The 18,080-nt window shown below is 71.7% G+C and carries 17 protein-coding genes; 9 read left to right on the forward strand and 8 right to left on the reverse strand.

Annotated elements, in window-relative coordinates; genetic code table 11:
* The first annotated feature begins 10 nt into the window (after positions 1–10).
* Positions 11–1,825 carry a GMC family oxidoreductase gene (locus OG490_RS22785; protein ID WP_330298128.1) on the forward strand — a complete coding sequence of 605 codons (1,815 nt, stop codon included), beginning with the start codon at positions 11–13 and terminating at the stop codon, positions 1,823–1,825.
* Between the two features lie 166 nt (positions 1,826–1,991).
* Positions 1,992–3,617, forward strand: a complete 1,626-nt coding sequence (locus OG490_RS22790; protein WP_330298129.1) for a hypothetical protein — start codon at positions 1,992–1,994, stop codon at positions 3,615–3,617.
* Positions 3,618–3,936: 319 nt separating this feature from the next.
* On the opposite strand, the gene OG490_RS22795 is transcribed toward OG490_RS22790, so the two are convergent.
* Positions 3,937–4,197, reverse strand: a complete 261-nt coding sequence (locus OG490_RS22795; protein ID WP_330298130.1) for a chorismate mutase — start codon at positions 4,195–4,197, stop codon at positions 3,937–3,939.
* Positions 4,198–4,504: 307 nt separating this feature from the next.
* On the opposite strand from OG490_RS22795, the gene guaA reads away from it, so the two are divergent.
* The 4 genes from guaA (at position 4,505) to OG490_RS22815 (ending at position 8,897) form a co-directional block, all read left to right on the forward strand.
* Entirely contained in the window at positions 4,505–6,091 is a 1,587-nt protein-coding gene (gene guaA, locus OG490_RS22800) for a glutamine-hydrolyzing GMP synthase (RefSeq protein ID WP_330298131.1), read from the forward strand.
* Between the two features lie 123 nt (positions 6,092–6,214).
* Positions 6,215–7,012, forward strand: coding sequence for a class II aldolase/adducin family protein (locus OG490_RS22805; protein ID WP_330298132.1), 798 nt, complete (start codon positions 6,215–6,217; stop codon positions 7,010–7,012).
* Between the two features lie 94 nt (positions 7,013–7,106).
* Positions 7,107–8,363 (forward strand): hypothetical protein, encoded by a 1,257-nt coding sequence (locus tag OG490_RS22810; RefSeq protein ID WP_330298133.1) that lies wholly within the window; start codon positions 7,107–7,109, stop codon positions 8,361–8,363.
* 18 nt (positions 8,364–8,381) lie between these two features.
* Positions 8,382–8,897 carry a DoxX family protein gene (locus OG490_RS22815; RefSeq protein WP_443065857.1) on the forward strand — a complete coding sequence of 172 codons (516 nt, stop codon included), beginning with the start codon at positions 8,382–8,384 and terminating at the stop codon, positions 8,895–8,897.
* On the opposite strand, the gene OG490_RS22820 is transcribed toward OG490_RS22815, so the two are convergent.
* Together OG490_RS22820 and OG490_RS22825 are read right to left on the reverse strand one after the other, a co-directional pair.
* Positions 8,843–9,067 carry a hypothetical protein gene (locus tag OG490_RS22820; RefSeq protein WP_330298134.1) on the reverse strand — a complete coding sequence of 75 codons (225 nt, stop codon included), beginning with the start codon at positions 9,065–9,067 and terminating at the stop codon, positions 8,843–8,845. The two genes, OG490_RS22815 and OG490_RS22820, sit on opposite strands and share 55 nt — an antisense overlap.
* Positions 9,054–10,427, reverse strand: coding sequence for a PspC domain-containing protein (locus OG490_RS22825; protein WP_330298135.1), 1,374 nt, complete (start codon positions 10,425–10,427; stop codon positions 9,054–9,056). The genes OG490_RS22820 and OG490_RS22825 overlap by 14 nt, the downstream gene beginning before the upstream one ends.
* 131 nt (positions 10,428–10,558) lie before the next feature.
* Here OG490_RS22825 and OG490_RS22830 point away from each other — a divergent pair, with 131 nt between their 5' ends.
* The 3 genes from OG490_RS22830 (at position 10,559) to OG490_RS22840 (ending at position 13,780) form a co-directional block, all read left to right on the forward strand.
* A complete protein-coding gene (locus OG490_RS22830; RefSeq protein WP_330298136.1) occupies positions 10,559–11,854 on the forward strand; it encodes an ATP-binding protein in 1,296 nt (431 codons plus the stop codon).
* Complete coding sequence (locus OG490_RS22835; RefSeq protein WP_330298137.1) at positions 11,851–12,552, forward strand: response regulator transcription factor; 702 nt, start codon at positions 11,851–11,853, stop codon at positions 12,550–12,552. The genes OG490_RS22830 and OG490_RS22835 overlap by 4 nt, the downstream gene beginning before the upstream one ends.
* Positions 12,553–12,667: 115 nt before the next feature.
* Positions 12,668–13,780 carry an alpha/beta hydrolase gene (locus tag OG490_RS22840; RefSeq protein WP_330298138.1) on the forward strand — a complete coding sequence of 371 codons (1,113 nt, stop codon included), beginning with the start codon at positions 12,668–12,670 and terminating at the stop codon, positions 13,778–13,780.
* A gap of 48 nt (positions 13,781–13,828) precedes the next feature.
* Here OG490_RS22840 and OG490_RS22845 read toward each other — a convergent pair whose 3' ends face one another.
* From OG490_RS22845 to OG490_RS22865, 5 genes are all read right to left on the reverse strand, one after another.
* The gene (locus tag OG490_RS22845) at positions 13,829–14,881 is read right to left on the reverse strand and encodes a C40 family peptidase (protein ID WP_330298139.1); all 1,053 of its coding nucleotides are present in this window, start codon (positions 14,879–14,881) and stop codon (positions 13,829–13,831) included.
* A 129-nt stretch (positions 14,882–15,010) separates the two neighbouring features.
* Positions 15,011–15,364: a hypothetical protein gene (locus OG490_RS22850; RefSeq protein ID WP_330298140.1), complete on the reverse strand. Its 354-nt coding sequence runs from the start codon at positions 15,362–15,364 to the stop codon at positions 15,011–15,013.
* A gap of 21 nt (positions 15,365–15,385) precedes the next feature.
* Positions 15,386–16,045 carry a class F sortase gene (locus OG490_RS22855; RefSeq protein ID WP_330298141.1) on the reverse strand — a complete coding sequence of 220 codons (660 nt, stop codon included), beginning with the start codon at positions 16,043–16,045 and terminating at the stop codon, positions 15,386–15,388.
* A gap of 168 nt (positions 16,046–16,213) precedes the next feature.
* Entirely contained in the window at positions 16,214–16,732 is a 519-nt protein-coding gene (locus OG490_RS22860) for a hypothetical protein (RefSeq protein ID WP_330298142.1), read from the reverse strand.
* A 254-nt stretch (positions 16,733–16,986) separates the two neighbouring features.
* Positions 16,987–17,916 (reverse strand): hypothetical protein, encoded by a 930-nt coding sequence (locus tag OG490_RS22865; RefSeq protein ID WP_330298143.1) that lies wholly within the window; start codon positions 17,914–17,916, stop codon positions 16,987–16,989.
* Positions 17,917–18,080 lie beyond the last annotated feature (164 nt).

The following is an 18,080-nucleotide window of genomic DNA, read 5'->3' on the forward strand; positions in this document are numbered from 1 at the left end:
AGGCACCGCAGTGTCGTACGACGACGCAGAGGCAGACATCGACGAAGACGCGTACGACTACGACGTCATCGTCATCGGATCGGGCTTCGGAGGGTCGGTCTCGGCACTGCGGCTCACCGAGAAGGGCTACCGGGTCGGCGTCCTGGAGGCGGGCCGCCGCTTCACCCGCGAGAGCCTGCCGAAGAACAGCTGGGACCTGCGCAACTACCTGTGGGCCCCGGCCCTCGGCCTGTACGGGATCCAGCGCATCCACCTCCTCGGCAACGTGATGGTGCTCGCGGGCGCCGGAGTGGGCGGCGGCTCGCTCAACTACGCCAACACCCTGTACGTGCCGCCCACCGCCTTCTTCGAGGACCGGCAGTGGGCGTCCATCACGGACTGGCACGCGGAGCTCGCCCCCTACTACGACCAGGCCAAGCGGATGCTGGGGGTGCGGCTGAACCCGACGATGACCCCCTCCGACGTGCACCTCAAGGCCGCCGCCACCGTCATGGGCGTCGCCGACTCCTTCCACATGGCCCCCGTCGGCGTCTTCTTCGGAGACGGGGACGACGCCGCGGACCAGGCGAAGGTCCGGCCCGGCGACGAGGTCGCCGACCCGTACTTCGGCGGCGCCGGCCCCGCCCGCAAGGCGTGCACCGAGTGCGGCGAGTGCATGACCGGCTGCCGGCACGGCGCGAAGAACACCCTCAACGAGAACTACCTGCACCTCGCCGAGCGGGCCGGAGCCGTCATCCACCCGATGACGACCGTCACCGCCCTCTCCGAGGACCCGGCCGGCGGCCACCGCGTCCGCACGGTCCCCACCGACGGCCGCCGCCGCGGCAAGGCCAAGGTGCTGCGCGCCCGCTACGTGGTCGTCGCGGCGGGCACGTACGGCACCCAGACCCTGCTGCACACGATGAAGGACCTCGGCGAGCTTCCCCGCCTGTCGGACCGGCTCGGGGAGCTGACCCGGACCAACTCCGAAGGCCTCGTAGGCGCTCAGACCGATGACCGGCGCTACCGCAAGCGGCACGGCAAGGACGGGCGGGCGGACTTCACCCGGGGCGTGGCCATCACCTCCTCCGTGCACCCCGACGCCGACACCCACATCGAGCCGGTGCGCTACGGCAAGGGCTCCAACGCCATGGGGTTCATGACGATCCTCCAGGTGCCGTACTCCCCGCACCGGGTCCGGGCCTGGTTCGGGCGCACCGCCAAGCACCCGGTGCAGCTGCTGCGCTCGCTCTCCAACCGGCGCTGGTCGGAGCGGACCATCATCGGCCTGGTCATGCAGTCGCTCGACAACTCCCTGACCACCTACCGCAAGCCCGGCGGCCTCGGGAAGGGCCTGCTCACCGCCCGCCAGGGCCACGGAGCACCCAATCCGGTACAGATCGCCGAGGCCACTCAGGCGGCCACGCTGCTTGCGGAGGAAATCAACGGATTTGCGGGCAGTAACGTCGGCGAGCTGATGGGAACCCCGCTGACGGCCCATTTCCTCGGCGGCTGCCCGATCGGCGCCTCGCCCGAGGAGGGTGTGGTCGACCCGTACCACCGGCTCTACGGGCACCCGGGTATCTCGGTCGTGGACGGCTCGGCGGTCTCCGCGAACCTCGGGGTCAACCCCTCGCTGACCATCACCGCGCAGGCGGAACGGGCGATGTCCTACTGGCCGAACAAGGGCGAACGCGACCCGCGCCCGGAGCAGGGCCGGGCCTACGCCCGCCTGTCGGCCGTGGAACCGGCCCGTCCGGCCGTCCCGAAGGAGGCCTTCGGGGCGCTGCGCCTGCCGTTCCTGGCGGTCCCGGAGATCCCGCCGCGGGTGACGGCCGCGGAATGAAAAACGCGGTGGGACGGCGCTCCCCCTCCGAGGGCCGTCCCACCGCGGTACATAAGTGACAGATGTTCAAGCTTGATGGTTGTACCGGAATCCGGGATTCACGTCTGTGGTGTCCGTCACATGGTCGGATGTGCAACTGCGACGGGTGTTCGATGGTCAAGGGGGCATGAGAAAGCGCATCTCCCTGCTGGCCGCCTGCGGCCTGGTGGCCGTGGGGCTGGCCACCACCCCCGCGAACGCCGCGGACCCCGTCTTCACCCTCAGCGCCCCGTCCGGGATCGGACTGCGGCCGCACCCCGCCCAGGGCGGCGAGGCACAGAAGACGACCGTCGACTTCCGGATCGAGAACCCCACGTCGAACTCCTTCGACGGGCCGATCACCTTCACGGTCGACCTGACCAAGCTCAAGGGCATCGCGGACGTCTCGCTGAGCGAGAACCACGGCGTGGCCGACTGCAAGCTGACGGACACCGCGGTCACGTGCACGCAGTACGGCCTCTGGCCGCACGACTACACGGTCGCGGCGCTGGACGTGAGCGCGGCCAAGGACGCCAAGCTCGGCACCGTCGTCGACCTGACGATGACCGGCTCGGCCAAGGGGGCCACCTTCAGGCCGGCCACCACCAAGGTCAAGGTGGGCGGTCCCGACCTGGTGCTGGCGGACGCCGGGCTCAAGGAGGAGATGAAGCCGGGCGGAACGCAGCCCCTGCCCATCGTCGTCTCGAACACCGGCACCGAATCCGCGCAGGGCCTGTCCCTGGTCATCCACGACACCCACGGCCTGGACCTCGTCGAGCGGTACGACAACTGCTCCTACGGCGGCGACCCGGGTCAGGACCCGGACAGCACCACGGTCTGCACCGTCGACGACGAGATCAAGGCGGGCCTGATCTACGAGACCGATCCGCTGACGCTCAAGGCTGCGCCGTACGCCTTCAACGAGATCGTTACCTACGCGGTGTACGAGAAGGGCGGGGAGCCGAAGTTCCCGGGGGCGTCCAGCAAGCAGCAGACGGGCAAGAAGCTGACGCTCAAGGAGCAGCCCGCCAAGGCCGCGCGGCTCTCCGCTGACCTGAACCCGCAGGACAACTACCGCGAGTTCGACCTCCACGTGACGAACACCGCCGACTTTGCGGCCACCCCCGTCTCCCTCAAGGGCAAGGCGGGCGAGACGGTCAAGGCCGACCTGGGCTTCCAGAACAACGGCCCGGCCTGGGTCGCCTACCTGCGCTCCGGGGAGAGCGTGGCCATCACGGACATCGTGATTCCGGCCGGTGCGAAGGTCACCAAGGCCGCGAAGGAGTGCAGCAGCCTGAACGCGGACGGCACGCACCGCGAGGAGCGGACGGGTGCCCCGCGCTATTCCTGCGCGTCGGACTACGTCGTCGGAGAGAAGGGGAAGGTCTCCTTCCCGTTCGAACTGAAGATCGAGAAGCTCGTCGAGGACGCCAAGGGCTCGGTCTCGGTCGGTCAGTGGCACGGCGACGCGGACCCCAAGCCCCAGAGCTGGGACCCGAACCACGCCAACAACCGGGCCGCCTTCGTGATCAACGCCAAGGGCTCCACCACCACGCCCACCCCGGGTCCGAGCACCGGTACCGCCGCGCCGAGCCCGGCTCCGAGCACCTCCGCCTCGGCCGCTCCCGGCGCGGGCAACAACGCCAAGCCCAACGGGGGCCTGGCCTCCACCGGCAGCACCGCCGGCCCGATCGCGATCGGCGGAGCGGTGCTCGTCGCCGCCGGTGGCGCGCTGTTCGTGGCGTTCCGCCGCAGGGCCGCCGCGCGCGCGTAGCTCCGTAGCCGCGTAACTCCGTAGAAAGCAAGAACGGCCGGTCCGGGGCGTCCCCCGGGCCGGCCGTCCTTTATGGGGTGACCGGGCTGCTGTCCCCTGCCGTCCGGTCACGCGAAGGAGCGAGGTCCCACGACGCGCGCTCCTCAGGGCGCACGTCTCATCGCTCCGTCGGAGCCACGCGTGGTGTTGCGGTTCCGCGCCTGGCTGGCACGGACACCCGCATCAACGAAGGGCGGTGGGGGCGGTCACGGTCCGGACGGGTGACGAACGGCCGACCGGCCGACCTCCGAGCCCGCCCCGACCTCCCGGCCGCGCGGCCTCAGACGCGGCCGCGGCACAGCTCCAGCAGGGTCATGGCGAGGGTGGTGCCGGGCTTGCCGAGGGCGTCGCTCCAGTGACCCAGCACCTCCATCTCCCGGGACAGGTGCACCCGGCGGCCGCCCGAGGTGATCCGGGCCTCCTGGATGACGGTCGAGACGGCCATCCGCTCCTGGATCAGTCCGATGATCCGGTCGTCGAGGGCATCGATCCGCTCGCGGGAATCGGCGATCAGCTGCTCGGGGGTGGTCGTGACGCTCATGGGTCTCTTCTCCTGCGGTTCGTGGGATCGATCTCGCCGGCAGGAGCGGAACGCCAGAGCGCCCCGGTCCTGTCCGGACCGGGGCGCTCTGGGAAGTCAGTGGCTCAAGCGAGCATCACGATGACCCATGGCGACCGGACCGGCCGGTGCCATAGGTAAAGAGGAAGCTCAGCTGCTTGCGCACGAGCCGATTATGGCCCGCCGCGGCGCTGAGGGCCAAGCGGTTCGGATGGTGAGACGAAGAGGCCCACCCTTCCCCCGTTAGAATCGACAAAACAACCCCCTCTTCCGCCGGAAGGCCTGCCCCGTGCCTGAAGCCATCTCCGCCACCCACGACAGCGCTCCGGACACGGTTCTCGTCGTCGACTTCGGTGCCCAGTACGCCCAGCTCATCGCCCGCCGAGTCCGCGAGGCACGGGTCTACTCGGAGATCGTGCCCAGCACGATGCCCGTGGCCGAGATGCTGGCCAAGAACCCCAAGGCGATCATCCTCTCCGGCGGCCCGTCCTCCGTGTACGAGGAGGGAGCCCCCCAGCTCGACGGCGCGCTCTTCGAGGCCGGCATCCCCGTCTTCGGCATGTGCTACGGCTTCCAGCTGATGGCGGTCACCCTCGGCGGCACCGTCGACAACACCGGCTCCCGCGAGTACGGCCGCACCCCGCTGGCCGTCTCCAAGACCGGCTCCACCCTCTTCGAGGGCACCCCCGAGAGCCAGTCGGTGTGGATGTCCCACGGCGATGCCTGCTCCGCCGCTCCCGAGGGCTTCACCGTCACCGCGTCGACCGACGTCGTACCGGTCGCGGCCTTCGAGAACGACGAGAAGAAGCTGTACGGCGTGCAGTACCACCCCGAGGTGATGCACTCCACGCACGGCCAGCAGATCCTGGAGCACTTCCTCTACCGGGGCGCGGGCCTGGCCCCGACCTGGACCACCGGCAACATCGTCGAGGAGCAGGTCGCGGCCATCCGCGAGCAGGTCGGCGACAAGCGCGCCATCTGCGGCCTCTCCGGCGGCGTGGACTCGGCGGTCGCCGCAGCCCTCGTACAGAAGGCCATCGGCTCGCAGCTCACCTGCGTCTACGTCGACCACGGCCTGATGCGCAAGGGCGAGACCGAGCAGGTCGAGAAGGACTTCGTCGCCGCGACCGGCGTGCAGCTGAAGGTCGTCGACGCCCAGGAGCGCTTCCTGAACGCGCTGGCCGGGGTCTCCGACCCGGAGACCAAGCGCAAGATCATCGGCCGCGAGTTCATCCGCGTCTTCGAGCAGGCCCAGCTGGAGATCCTCCAGGAGGACGGCCCCGCGGTCGCCTTCCTCGTCCAGGGCACCCTGTACCCGGACGTCGTCGAATCCGGCGGCGGCACCGGCACCGCCAACATCAAGTCCCACCACAACGTGGGCGGGCTCCCCGACGACATCGAGTTCGAGCTCGTCGAGCCGCTGCGCCAGCTGTTCAAGGACGAGGTCCGGATGGTCGGCCAGGAGCTCGGCCTGCCCGCCGAGATCGTCCAGCGCCAGCCCTTCCCGGGCCCCGGCCTGGGCATCCGCATCGTCGGCGAGGTCACCAAGGAGCGCCTGGACCTGCTCCGCGAGGCCGACGCCATCGCCCGCCACGAGCTCACCGCGGCCGGCCTGGACCGCGAGATCTGGCAGTGCCCGGTCGTCCTGCTCGCGGACGTCCGCAGCGTCGGCGTCCAGGGCGACGGCCGCACCTACGGCCACCCGATCGTGCTGCGCCCCGTCTCCTCCGAGGACGCGATGACCGCGGACTGGACGCGCATGCCGTACGAGGTCCTCGCCAAGATCTCCACCCGGATCACCAACGAGGTGCCGGACGTGAACCGCGTGGTCCTGGACTGCACGAGCAAGCCCCCGGGCACCATCGAGTGGGAGTAGTCCCACCCGTCAGCCGCATGTGACGAGGCCGCCGCTCCCTGCCCGGGAGCGGCGGCCTCGCCGCGTGTATGGCCTCTTCGGCCGCTCGCCGGTACCTTGCGCCGCGACCTTGAAGGAGGGGCCATGGCCGAGCAGCCAGGACGTGCACCCGCACCCGGACCCGTGCCCGTGGAGCGGCTGGGCTTCGAGATGCCGCCGGTGTTCGCCACCGCCGCCGAGGAGCGCGCGCACCGCAAGGAGCGGCTCGCCGGGGTGCTGCGGCTGCTGGGGCGGCTCGGCTACGAGGACGGGGTGGGCGGGCACGTCACCGTGCGGGACCCGGAGTTCGAGGACTGCTACTGGGTGAACCCCTTCGGCCGGCCCTTCGGCGCCCTCGGCCCCCAGGACCTGCTGCTGGTCGACGGGGAGGGCCGGGTCCGCCAGGGAGAGCGCCGGGTCAACCAGCTGGCCTTCGGCGTGCACGCCGCCGTCCACCGGGCCCGGCCCGCCGTGGCCGCCGTCGTGCGCACGCAGGCCCCGTACGGCAGGGCGCTCGCGGCCCTCGGCGAACTGCTCGCCCCGATCACGCAGGAGGCCTGCGCCTTCTACGAGGACCACGCGCTCCTCGACGAGTACGCCGCCGCCGAGGACTCCGGCCGGATCGCGGACGCGCTCGGCCCGTACAAGGCGCTGATCCTGCGCAACCACGGGCTGCTGACGGTCGGCGGCTCGGTGGAGGCCGCGGCCTGGTGGTTCATCGCGGCGGAGCGGGCCGCGCAGGTGCAGCTGATCGCGCGGGCGGCCGGGAAACCGGTGCTCATCGGCCATCACGGCGCGGTCGCCACCCGGGAGCGGTTCGGGTCCGATCTCGCGGCCTGGGCGAGCTGCCAGCCGCTGCTGGAAGCGGCCGGAAGCGGTGGCGTCAACATCATGAACGGTTAATCACCTGCTCTGACATCGTGCGCAATCCGGAGCACTGCCGCAGTGGTGCACAATTCGCTGGCATTGCACCGTAGTTCAGAGAGGCGGCACGTCCGTGGCTGTCCAAGAGATGTCCAGAGGCACTCATACCGCGGCCTGTGCCTGCGACGACTGCTCACGAGAGGGGCACCGGCGCGCGATCGCCGCGTTCCTGGAGAAGCGCGACGAGTTCGCCGCCGGGCAGGGGCTGCCGGCCGCGGTGGCCCACTCGCTCGGGGCCTCCCGCCAATGGGTTTCCGACGAGCTGACCCTGTCCGCCCGGACGGTCGCCGACCGCGGGCGGGAAGCCGGGCACTCCTGGCTGTACCTGCTCTCGCGGCGGGCCGTGCTCGCCGTGTGGATCGCCGCCGGGGTCCTGCTGCTGGTCCAGGTCGGCACCGCGCTCGGCACCGGCTGGTCCACCGCGCGCACCGCCGCACTGCTGGCCGCGCTGATACTGGCCGCGCTGCTGACCGTGGCGGCCCGCGCGCAGACCCTGCGGGGCGGGCTGCTGGCCCCGCTGGTCGGCGAGGACAACCGGCTCTCCACCTCGAAGGCGGTGCCCAGCGCCTGGCTGGTCCTCACCGCGTTCGCGACGCTGCTGCCCGCGCTGCGGCTCGCGGCCTCCGAGCCCGGACCGGAACGCCAGGCGCTGTACGCGGGCCTCGCGCTCGGGCGGGCCCTGCCGCTGCTGGCGGTGCTCGCACTGACCTCGGGGGTCGCGGTGCTGGTGCGCCGCGTGGTCTCCGTACGGATCATGGGGCAGCGGCTGCAGAAGCTGCCGGCGGACCGTCCGACCGGGGCCGACCTGCTGACGGACGACGCGGGCCGGGGCTCCTTCCCGGACGCGCAGTACGTGCTGGTCTCCACGGTGGTACTGGCCTTCGCGGCCGTGTCCCTGGCCCGGTTCCCGGACCGGCTGCCGCAACTGCCGTGGGCGCTCGCGCTGCTGGTGGCACTGTCGGCGGCCGTGTACCTGGCGGCCAAGTACGCGGAGGGCAGCCGCCCGCTGGTGCTCTCGGTGGTGCGCAGACGCGAACCCGGGGACCTGGACGCGGCGATCCGTCCCGGGGACGACATCGAGATCCGGGGCGTCGGCTTCGTGCCGCCCGGGGCGCAGACGCCGGAGATGCTGGCGCGGCTGGTCGTACGCGTCGGGGCGGTCCACGTGCACGTGCCGCTGGTCCCGGTGGCGGGCGGGTTCACCAATCCCTCCGACGCGGTGCTGACCGTGCCGGTGCCCGCGGAAGTGGAACCGGGACGGATCGAGATCCAGGTGGTGACGGCCGCCGGAGTGGAATCCAACCGCTGCACCATCGACGTGGCCGAGTGAAGCGGGTACACATGTCGCGTGACCCGAACTGACGTCCCTTCCGGCGCGCGCGCCGACGAGCCCGTGGGCCTGCGCGCGGTCGCCGCCCGCCACGCGCTCCTGCCCCTGCGGATCTTCCTCGGCGTGACCTTCGTCTACGCGGGTCTGGACAAGCTGACCGACTCCGCGTTCCTCTCCGCCACCGGCGACGGCTCCATCGGCGAGCTGATGCGCGGGGTGCGCGACACCTCCGCGATCCCGGCCCTGGTGGACCTGGCGCTGAAGGCACCCGTCGGCTTCGCCGTCGCCCTGGCGATCGGGGAACTCCTGGTCGGCCTGGGTGTCCTGGCCGGTCTGCTGACGCGCGTCGCGGCCGTCGGCGGAGCGCTGATCTCGCTCAGCCTGTGGCTCACGGTGTCCTGGGCCGTTACCCCGTACTACTACGGCAACGACCTCATCTACCTGATGGCCTGGCTCCCGCTGGTCCTCGCCGGGGCGCCCTACCTCTCGCTGGACTCGGTGATCCGGTCGCGCCGGTCGCGGCGCACGGCGTAGGTCACCAGGCCCACCACCGCGGCGAACGAGAGCCCGCCCAGGGTCATCAGCAGGACGAGGAACCACGGCGGGTCGGCCTCGCCTGCCGCGCCGAGCAGGTAGAGCGCCCCGGCCGCCATCAGGACCAGGCCCGCGATCAGCCGTCCCGGCTGGAACTCATGAGTGCGCACGGTCCACCTCCACCTGTCCCACACCCGCGGTCAGGTGCAGCTCGATCGTCCCGCCGGGTTCGGAGCCCGGCGCCGGCGGCAGGGTCACCTGCCGGGTCTCCCCGCCGTTCTTGATGCGTATCTGGTTGCCGTGATCGCCGGGCATCTGGATGTCGCCCAGCTCGACCGCGACCTCCCCCTGCGCGGTGACCCCGCTCGGCAGGACCACCCGGAGCCGGCCCGCCTCGATGGAGGCGTTGACGGGCAGGGTGGTGCCCTTGGGCACGCTCAGGTGGCTCAGGTCCAAGGTGGCCAGTCCGGTGCCCGCCTCGTACCTCGGCGCCACGTCGGCCACCGCGGCCGGGTGCCAGGTCACGTCGTGCCAGTCGGTGCCGATCTCCTTGGGCAGCGCGACCGCCCCGGCCAGCAGCCCGGCCGTGATCACCGAGAGCAGCACGGTGCCGAATCCGGTGCGGCCCGCGACCGAGCTCACCGCGAGCCCGAGCCCGAAGACGGCGAGGGCGGCGGCGAAACCGACCTGGAGCGCATGGCTCAAGGTGCTGCCGTCCCAGACCGAGGCGGTGGCGATGCCCCCGGCCAGCACGGCCAGGACGAACACCCGGCCGCCGATGCCGCCGCGCGGAGCCCTGCGGACGCGGTCCCCGCCCGGGGCCGCCGCCGGACCGTCCGGGGTGGGCGAGGCCGAGTCGTCGGGGCCCCACAGGTACCCGGTGGAGCCGACCGGTCCCGTCGTGCCGTCCTTGACCAGCGGATCCCGCCACCAGGACGGGCCGCCGGGCGCGGGCGGCGCCTGGGTCTCGGGCGGCGCCGGGCTGTGCGCGGTCCGGTGGCCGGTGCGCGTCGCCGCCGGCCAGACGAAGTCGGCGCCGGGGGCGGACTTCTCCTCCGGGGCCGGCGCGAGGTTCTTGCGGTGGTGCTGCGACCAGTACGCCGCGCCGCCCAGCGCCAGGGCCGCCAGGACGGAGAAGACCGCCAGGCCGCCGTTGTCCAGCATCGACAGGAACAGGGCGCAGCCCACCAGCGCGGCGAACACCGCCGCCAGGGTCGCGCCCTCGACCCGGCCCGTCAGGAGCTTCTTCGCCTCGCTGTCCTCCTCGCCCTCCTGGGGCAGCAGCAGCCACGCGAACCCGTAGAAGATCAGACCGACGCCGCCGGTCACCCCGAGGACGCCGAGCACGATCCGGAAGATCACCGGGTCCAGGTCGAAGTACCGGCCCAGCCCGCCGCAGACGCCCGCGAGCACCTTGTCGCGCCGGCTGCGGCGCAGGGGAGGGCGCTCGGCGGGCGGCGGGATGGCTGCGGCGCTCGCGCCGGAACCGGAGCCTGCGTCCGGTGGCGGGGATTCGTGCACGTCGGTCATGCGTCCATGGTGACGGCCCGCCGCCGCGACGGGCATCCGGATCCACCCTGGCGCAACCCTGATATCCCCCCGAGAGAACTGGGGGGCTGCCCTGATGTCCCGGGCACCGTGCACGTGTGACCATCGGTGACATGCCCGTAGCAGCCGCCCCCCGTCCGCCGTACGCACCCGACTCCGAAGAGGCGCCGCCGCGCAAGCTCTACCGCAGCGCCGACGGCCGGATGCTCGGCGGCGTCGCGCGCGGACTCGCCGGACACCTCGGTGTGCCCGTCATCTGGGTCCGGCTCGCCTTCTTCGGCCTGTTCATGTGGGGCGACGGCCTGGGCGTGCTGCTGTACGCCGCGTTCTGGGTCTTCGTACCGCTCGGCGTCGGCGGGCGCAGCGGCCACCGCTCCTACTTCGACACCCTCCCCGACGGCACCCGGCGGCTGCGCAAGCCCGAGCGGGGCCAGATCACCGCACTGGTCGCGCTGTGCGTCGGCGCAGGCATCTTCATCTCCAAGGTCCAGGTCGGCGGCGCCTCCGGCCGGTACGTGTGGCCGCTCCTGCTGGTCGGCGCCGGTGTGGTCCTCGTCTGGCGGCAGGCCGACAACGCCCGCCGCGCCCACTGGAACGAGGCCGCCGGCCGGCACGTCCGGCTGCTCCAGACCGCCCGGGCGCTCGCGGGCGTGGCCCTGGTCGGCGTCGGCCTGACGGTCTTCATCGTCGTCCGCGGCTCCGCCGCCCAGCTGGGCAACGTACTGACCGCCACCCTCGCCGTCCTCGTCGGCGTCGCCCTCCTCGCAGGCCCCTGGCTGATCCGGATGACCCAGGACCTCTCCGAGGAGCGCCTGATGCGCATCCGCGCCCAGGAGCGCGCCGAGGTCGCCGCGCACGTCCACGACTCCGTGCTGCACACCCTGACCCTGATCCAGCGCAACGCCGAGGACTCCGGAGAGGTGCGCCGCCTCGCGCGGGCCCAGGAGCGGGAGCTGCGGAACTGGCTGTACAAGCCCGAGGGCACCGGCAAGGACGAGGCCGAGGAGCCGACGACACTGGCCGAGGCCGTGAAGAAGACCGCCGCCGAGGTCGAGGACCACCACGGGGTCCCCATCGAGGTGGTCGTCGTCGGCGACTGCCCCCTCGACGAGAAGCTGGCGGCACAGATGCAGGCCGCGCGCGAGGCGATGGTCAACGCCGCCAAGTACGGTGGCGAGGGCGGCCCCGTCCAGGTGTACGCGGAGGTCGAGGGCCAGACGGTGTTCGTGTCCGTGCGGGACCGCGGACCGGGCTTCGACATGGACGCGGTACCGGACGACCGGATGGGCGTACGAGAATCGATCATCGGCCGGATGCAGCGCAACGGCGGGACCGCGCGGCTGCGGTCCGCGCCCGACGGCGGCACGGAAGTCGAGCTGGAAATGGAGAGGGCGGCGAAGGCAGCATGACCGAGGACAGCGCGAACGCGACCACCGGTGCGGCCAGCAGGCGGGTCCGGGTGGTGCTCGTCGACGACCACCGGATGTTCCGCACGGGGGTCCAGGCCGAGATCGGCGAGACCGAGCGGACCGGGGTCGAGGTCGTCGGCGAAGCCGCCGACGTGGACCAGGCCGTCACCGTCATCACCGCCACCCGCCCCGAGGTGGTGCTCCTCGACGTGCACCTGCCCGGCGGCGGCGGCGTCGAGGTGCTGCGCCGCTGCGCCCCGCTGATGTCGGCCGCCGAGGACCCCGTACGGTTCCTGGCGCTGTCGGTGTCGGACGCCGCCGAGGACGTCATCGGAGTCATCCGGGGCGGTGCGCGCGGCTATGTCACCAAGACGATCACCGGCACCGACCTGGTGGACTCGGTCTTCCGGGTCCAGGACGGGGACGCGGTGTTCTCGCCGCGACTGGCGGGCTTCGTGCTCGACGCCTTCGCCTCGACGGACGCCCCGCCGGTCGACGAGGACCTGGACCGCCTCACCCAGCGCGAGCGCGAGGTACTGCGGCTGATCGCGCGCGGATACGCGTACAAGGAGATCGCCAAGCAGCTCTTCATCTCGGTCAAGACGGTCGAATCGCACGTCTCGGCGGTCCTGAGGAAGCTCCAGCTGTCCAACCGCCACGAGCTGACCCGCTGGGCCACGGCCCGTCGGCTGGTCTGAGCGGATTTGGCCCAAGCGCGCCCGGTACCAGCGCATTTGCCCTGAGCCCATGTGATCCACGACGCAGGGGTGGGGAGCAACCGGGTGGCCTCGCGCTGCCCTCTTGGGTGGCGTGATGAGTCTGACGGGGACCCCCCTCTTCGCGACGGTGGTCGCCCTGACCGTGTTGGCCGTCGTCCTGCCGCTGTTCGTGTGGAGCAAGGTGCGCGGCCCCGCCGTCGTACGTGTCGGCTCGCGCGGCCTGATGGTGGTCTTCGCCCAGGTCACGGCCGTCACCCTGGTGTTCATCGCGGTGAACCGCGACATGAACTTCTACGCCTCCTGGGGCGACCTGATGGGCACCGGCAAGTACGTCACCGCCGCCCCCGACCTGGGGCCCGACGGGCTCGGCGGGAAGAAGGCCGCCGAGGTCAAGGCGGAGCCGAAGGTGCTCCAGGAGTTCGAGCCGGTCGACGGCGTCGGGGGCCGGGTCAAGAAGACCGAGCTCAACGGCAAGATCTCCGGGGTCAAGGGCGACGTCATGGTGTGGCTCCCGCCGCAGTACGAGGACCCCGCCTTCAAGGACAAGAAGTTCCCGGTGGTCGAGCTGATCCCGGGCATACCGGGGACGGGCAAGTCCTGGTTCCAGGGGCTCAAGGCGCACGAGGTGCTGGAGCCGCTGATGAAGAGCGGCAAGGTGCAGCCCTTCATCCTGGTCTCGCCGCGCGCCATGCTGGTGGGCCAGGCCGACACCGGCTGCGCCAACATCCCCGGCAAGGTCAACGCCGACAGCTGGTTCAGCGTCGACGTCCGCAAGATGGTCGTCGACAACTTCCGGGCCTCGGAGGAGGCCCGCACCTGGGGCGTGGCCGGGTACTCGGCGGGCGCGTACTGCGCCGCCAAGCTGGCGATCCTGCACCCCGACCGCTACAGCGCGGCCGTCTCCCTGTCCGGCTACAACGACCCGGGCCAGGAGTCCACTTCGCTGGTGGCCCAGGACCCGGAGATGCGGCGCGTCCACAACCTGAAGAACCTGCTCACGGCCGCGCCCGCGCCGCCGGCGGTCTCGCTGTGGATGTCGGGGGCCGAGCAGGACGGCTACCTGTCGGGCACGGACCTCAAGGGCATCGCGAAGAACCCGACGGTGGTGCACGCGGAGAAGGTCACCGGCGGGCACAATCTCGACTCGTGGTCGAAGCAGCTGCCGCAGACCTTCGGCTGGCTGACCTCGGTGGTCAAGGCGCCGTAGCGGCTGCCCCCGCAGGCGGAGCGGGTGCCCGTGGAACCGGAGCGGTCCTCACGCCGGGCGGGACGCGCCGGCCCAGGGCATCGAGTCCACCGGGGCGAGGCGCACCGTCGAGCCGGGGCGCGGGGCGTGGATCATCTGGCCGTTGCCGATGTACATGCCGACGTGGGAGACCCCGGAGTAGAAGAACACCAGGTCACCGGGGGCCAGCTGGTCGCGGGAGACCCGCTGCCCGGCGTTGATCTGGGTGTAGGTGGTGCGCGGGAGGGAGACCCCGGCCGCGCGCCAGGCCGCCTGGGTCAGGCCCGAGCAGTCGAACGAGTCCGGTCCCGTCGCGCCCCATACGTAAGGCTTGCCGATCGCCCCGTACGCGAACGCCACCGCGCGGGCGGCGCGCGATCCGTCGGAGGGCGGCGGGGCCTGGGTCTGTGCGCCGGTGGGGGCGCTGCCGCCGGAGCGGGCCTCGTAGGCCGCGCGCTCCTCGGCGGTGAGCTTGGCCAGCAGTTGCTGCGCGGTGGTCAGCTTCTTCTCGATCTCGGCCTTGTGCCCGGCGAGTTCGCCCTGGCGGGCGCGCAGGTCGGCGAGGCGTCCGGAGGCCTGCTCCTTGAGGCGCCCGACCTCGTCGAGCTTGCGGCGCACGACGGCGATCTCGACGGCGCTGCGATTGCCGGCGTGCGCCATGAGGGTGGCCCGGTCCAGGTACTCCTGCGGACTGGCGGACATCGCCAGCTGGACGGCGGCGCCCAGGGTTCCGTTGCGGTACTGGGTCGTGGCCAGCGACCCGAGCGCACTGCGGGCGGTGTTGAGCTGGTCGGTCTTGCGGGCGGTTTCGTCCTGGAGTCCGGAGAGCGCGCGCTCCGCCTCGTCCGCCTTCTCCTTCGCCCCGTTGTACTGGTCGGTCGCGGCCTCGGCCTCCTCGTAGAGCCGGTCCACCTCGGCCTTGACCTGCGAGGGCGTCGGCTGGGGGTCGGCCTGGGAGGTGCCTTCGAACGCGGTGGCGGTGGCAGCGCCCGCGAGGGCGAGGGTGGCGGCGGTGGTGCGTACGGTGGTCCGTGCGGTGCTGCCGGAAAGCGGGCGCTGCCTGGGCTTTCGATGACTGGCCACGAGGGCCTCACGTCCTTCCTCTCTCGGTGCTTGGAGGAGGACGCTAGACCCGGAGGTAACGGTCGGATGACGAGATGATCGTAAGTGCCCGCATTCGACCGGGTCTTGCCGGTCAGTGGCCGTCCGTGGTCAGTGCCAGAGAACGGCGATGAAGATATTGACCATGGTCAGTCCGCCGACGGCACCGAACAGCGCCTTCTCCACCCGCTCCTCGTCCCGCTTGACGTAGACGAGCGCCAGGACCACGAAGAGGATCGCCAGCTTCACGCCGATCTTGATGTTGTTGACCGTCCCGCCGTCCATCTCGCGGAAGCCGACGAGCAGCACGCCGGTGACCAGCATGGTCAGCGCGCCGTGCAGCATCGCTGGCACGAAACGGGCGGTGCCGGCGCTCATCGCCTTCATCTGGGTCAGGAAGCCGCCGAGGAGCGAGGCGATCCCGATGATGTGCAGGCCGAGGAAGGCGTTGATGAGAACAGTCATGCCGACGAGCCTAGATCGTGGCTATTTTCGGATCGACGTCAGGCGGGCGAAGACGACGACATTGCCGTCGTACCCCGTCTTCTTCGTGAAGCCGCCGCCGCAGGTGATCACGCGGAGCTCCGGGGCGCCCTTGGAGCCGTAGACGCGCTGGGCCGGGAACGCGTTCTTGCCGACGACCTCGATGCCGTACACCGTGAACACGGCGGTACTGCCGTCCTGCCGGTCCACCTCGATGTGCTGGCCCTGCTTGAGCGAGCCGAGGTTGTAGAAGACCGCCGGGCCCTGCTGGTTGTCCACGTGGCCGTCGATCACGGTGGTGCCCCGCGCGCCGGGGGCGGGGGAGCCCTCGTACCAGCCGGCCAGGTTCTTGTCCTGCGGCGGCGGGGCGTCCACCCAGCCCTCGGCGTCGAGTCCGACGCGGGTGACGGGGGCGTCGACCTGTACGGAGGGCACCCGGATCCGGGTCGGCGGGGAGGGCTTCAGCGGCGCGGGTGCCGGGGGGAGGCGGCGGGCGGCCTCGTCGTGGACGGGGTCGGTGACCAGGGTGGCGGCGTTCGCGGGCTGCGGCGGACCGCCGTTCGCTTCGAGGCCGTTGGTGAGGAGGAAGGTGCCGCTGAGGGCGACCACGGCGACGACGCCCCAGCCGCCGCGAGGCTTCGTACGCTCCTGGTGGCGGGGCATGTGATGCGTCTCCTTGCGGGGGGCGGGAGGTCTTGGGCCGGGCCCGTCCGGTCGTCAGGGGCGAGTCGGACGGGCCCAGCGGTCAGGAGTCCTGTCTCAGGAGTCCTGGCCCAGGAGCCCTGGGGCAGGAGGCCTCGGTCGGGAGGCCCGCGGCCAGGGGGCCCGTGCTCAGGCGTTGCCGTCGGCGCGACGGCGCATGAGGTACACGCCACCGCCGAGCGCGGCCGCGAGCAGTGCGGAACCGGCGGCGATCTCGGTGCCGTTCAGGCCGCCCGCACCGCCGCCGAGGCCGGCCTTGACGCCCTTGGAGGGGGTGGTGGTGCCCGTGCCGGTCGAGTGGCCCGCGACCGTGAGGGTGGTGGTGCCCTTCTCGCCCTTGCAGTCGAAGGTGACCTCGTACTGGGCGCCCGGCTTGGCATCCGCGTCCACCTTGGCGGTGGCGGGCTTGCCCTCGTTGAGCTCGACGGCGTCGAAGATGCCGGACGAGGCCTTGACCAGCGGTTCCTGGCACCCCGTGGCGTTGAGGGTGACGGTCCCGCCGGGGGCGACGGTGGTGGGGGAGACGGTGAAGCCGAACGACGTGACGTTGGGCGTGGTCCCGCCGTCATTGGCCGCGGCCATCGGCGCGGCGAGCGCGAGAGCGGCGGTGGACAGCAGGGCGACGGATGCGACACGTATCGCACGCATGGTGATTCCTCCGGGTCCCCGAGGTGCAGCCGCGAACTGTTTGTCCGCAAAAGGCAGGAAATGCCCCTCGATGGCTTGACGCTAGGTCCGGATGGCGGAATCGGCGACTCGAACTCCCCTGCCGGAGCAGGCCGAAGGGCGAGCCGACGGTGGTCCGTCAACTCGCCCTGATACGGAGGGTGAGCGCCACGCCGGGCGCCCCGTGCGGAGGCTGGCGCTGTGTGACCGACACGCCGATGGGCGCCGGACGTGGCTCAGTTGGAGCAGAGGGGTACGGCCGGGGCGCTCTTCATGCAGTTGTTGGGCTGGTTGAGCGAGGTGGTGCTCGCGCGCGAAGCGATCGTCCCGGCGCTGTTGTAGACCCCGCCGGTGCCCGCCGTGGCCCTGTTGCCGGTCACGATGGCCCCGTCGAGGGTGGTGGAGGCCCCGGGGCCGCCGAAGTTGGCGATCCCGCCGCCGAGTCCGGCCGGGCCGCTCGCGGAGTTGTTCGTCAACGCCGACCGGTCGATCTTCAGGACCCCGTCGTTGGCCACCCCGCCGCCCTTCTCCAGTGCCGTGTTGTCGCTGACGGTGGACCGCGTGATCGTCATGTGCCCGTCGTTGGCGAAGCCGCCGCCGTTGCGCGTCGCCGTGTTCCCGGTGATGAAGCTGTTGGTGATCGTCGTGGTCGAGCCGCCGGTCCCGGCGATCCCGCCCGAGTAGTCGGCCTTGTTGTTGCTGATGATCGACGCGGCCACCGAGAGGGTTCCGTCGTTGCGGATGCCGCCGCCGAAGCTCCCGGCCGCGTTCCCGCCGGTGATGATCACATGGCTGATGGTGAGGTTGCCGCCCCGGTCGACCACGAGGATCCCGAACGGGGGTGCCTTGGGCGCGCGGGTGATCGTGGCGACATGACCCTCGATGGCCACCGTCCCCTTGATCGCCGGCAGCGGCGCGGTCAGCGCGTACGTACAGCCCGTGGCCAGCGACAGCGAGCCGCCCGAGGCATTGGCCGCGGTGATGGCGGCGGAGAGCGAGGCCGCGCTGCAGGCCACGGGCGTGGCCGCGGCCGCCGCGGACGCGGGCGCCACCACTGTCCCCACCAGTGCGGCGGCTCCGCACGCGGGCAGCAGGACGCGGGTGAGACGGGCGGCCAGCCGGCGGCTCGGGTGCGGGATCGGGGACGGGATCGGGGACGCGATCACGAGGGGGCTCCTTCGGGGAGGGACACGGGAGGGCTCGGGGAGAAGCCCTCCGGATCCGTCGGGGACTGTGCAGGAGCCGTCGGGGACTCTGCAGCGGTCCCCGGCAGCGACTCCGCAGTGGTCCCCGGCCACGCGGGCCGGAATAACGGCCCCGAACGCATCCC

The organism is Streptomyces sp. NBC_00503 (assembly GCF_036346895.1).
Lineage (GTDB): Bacteria > Actinomycetota > Actinomycetes > Streptomycetales > Streptomycetaceae > Streptomyces.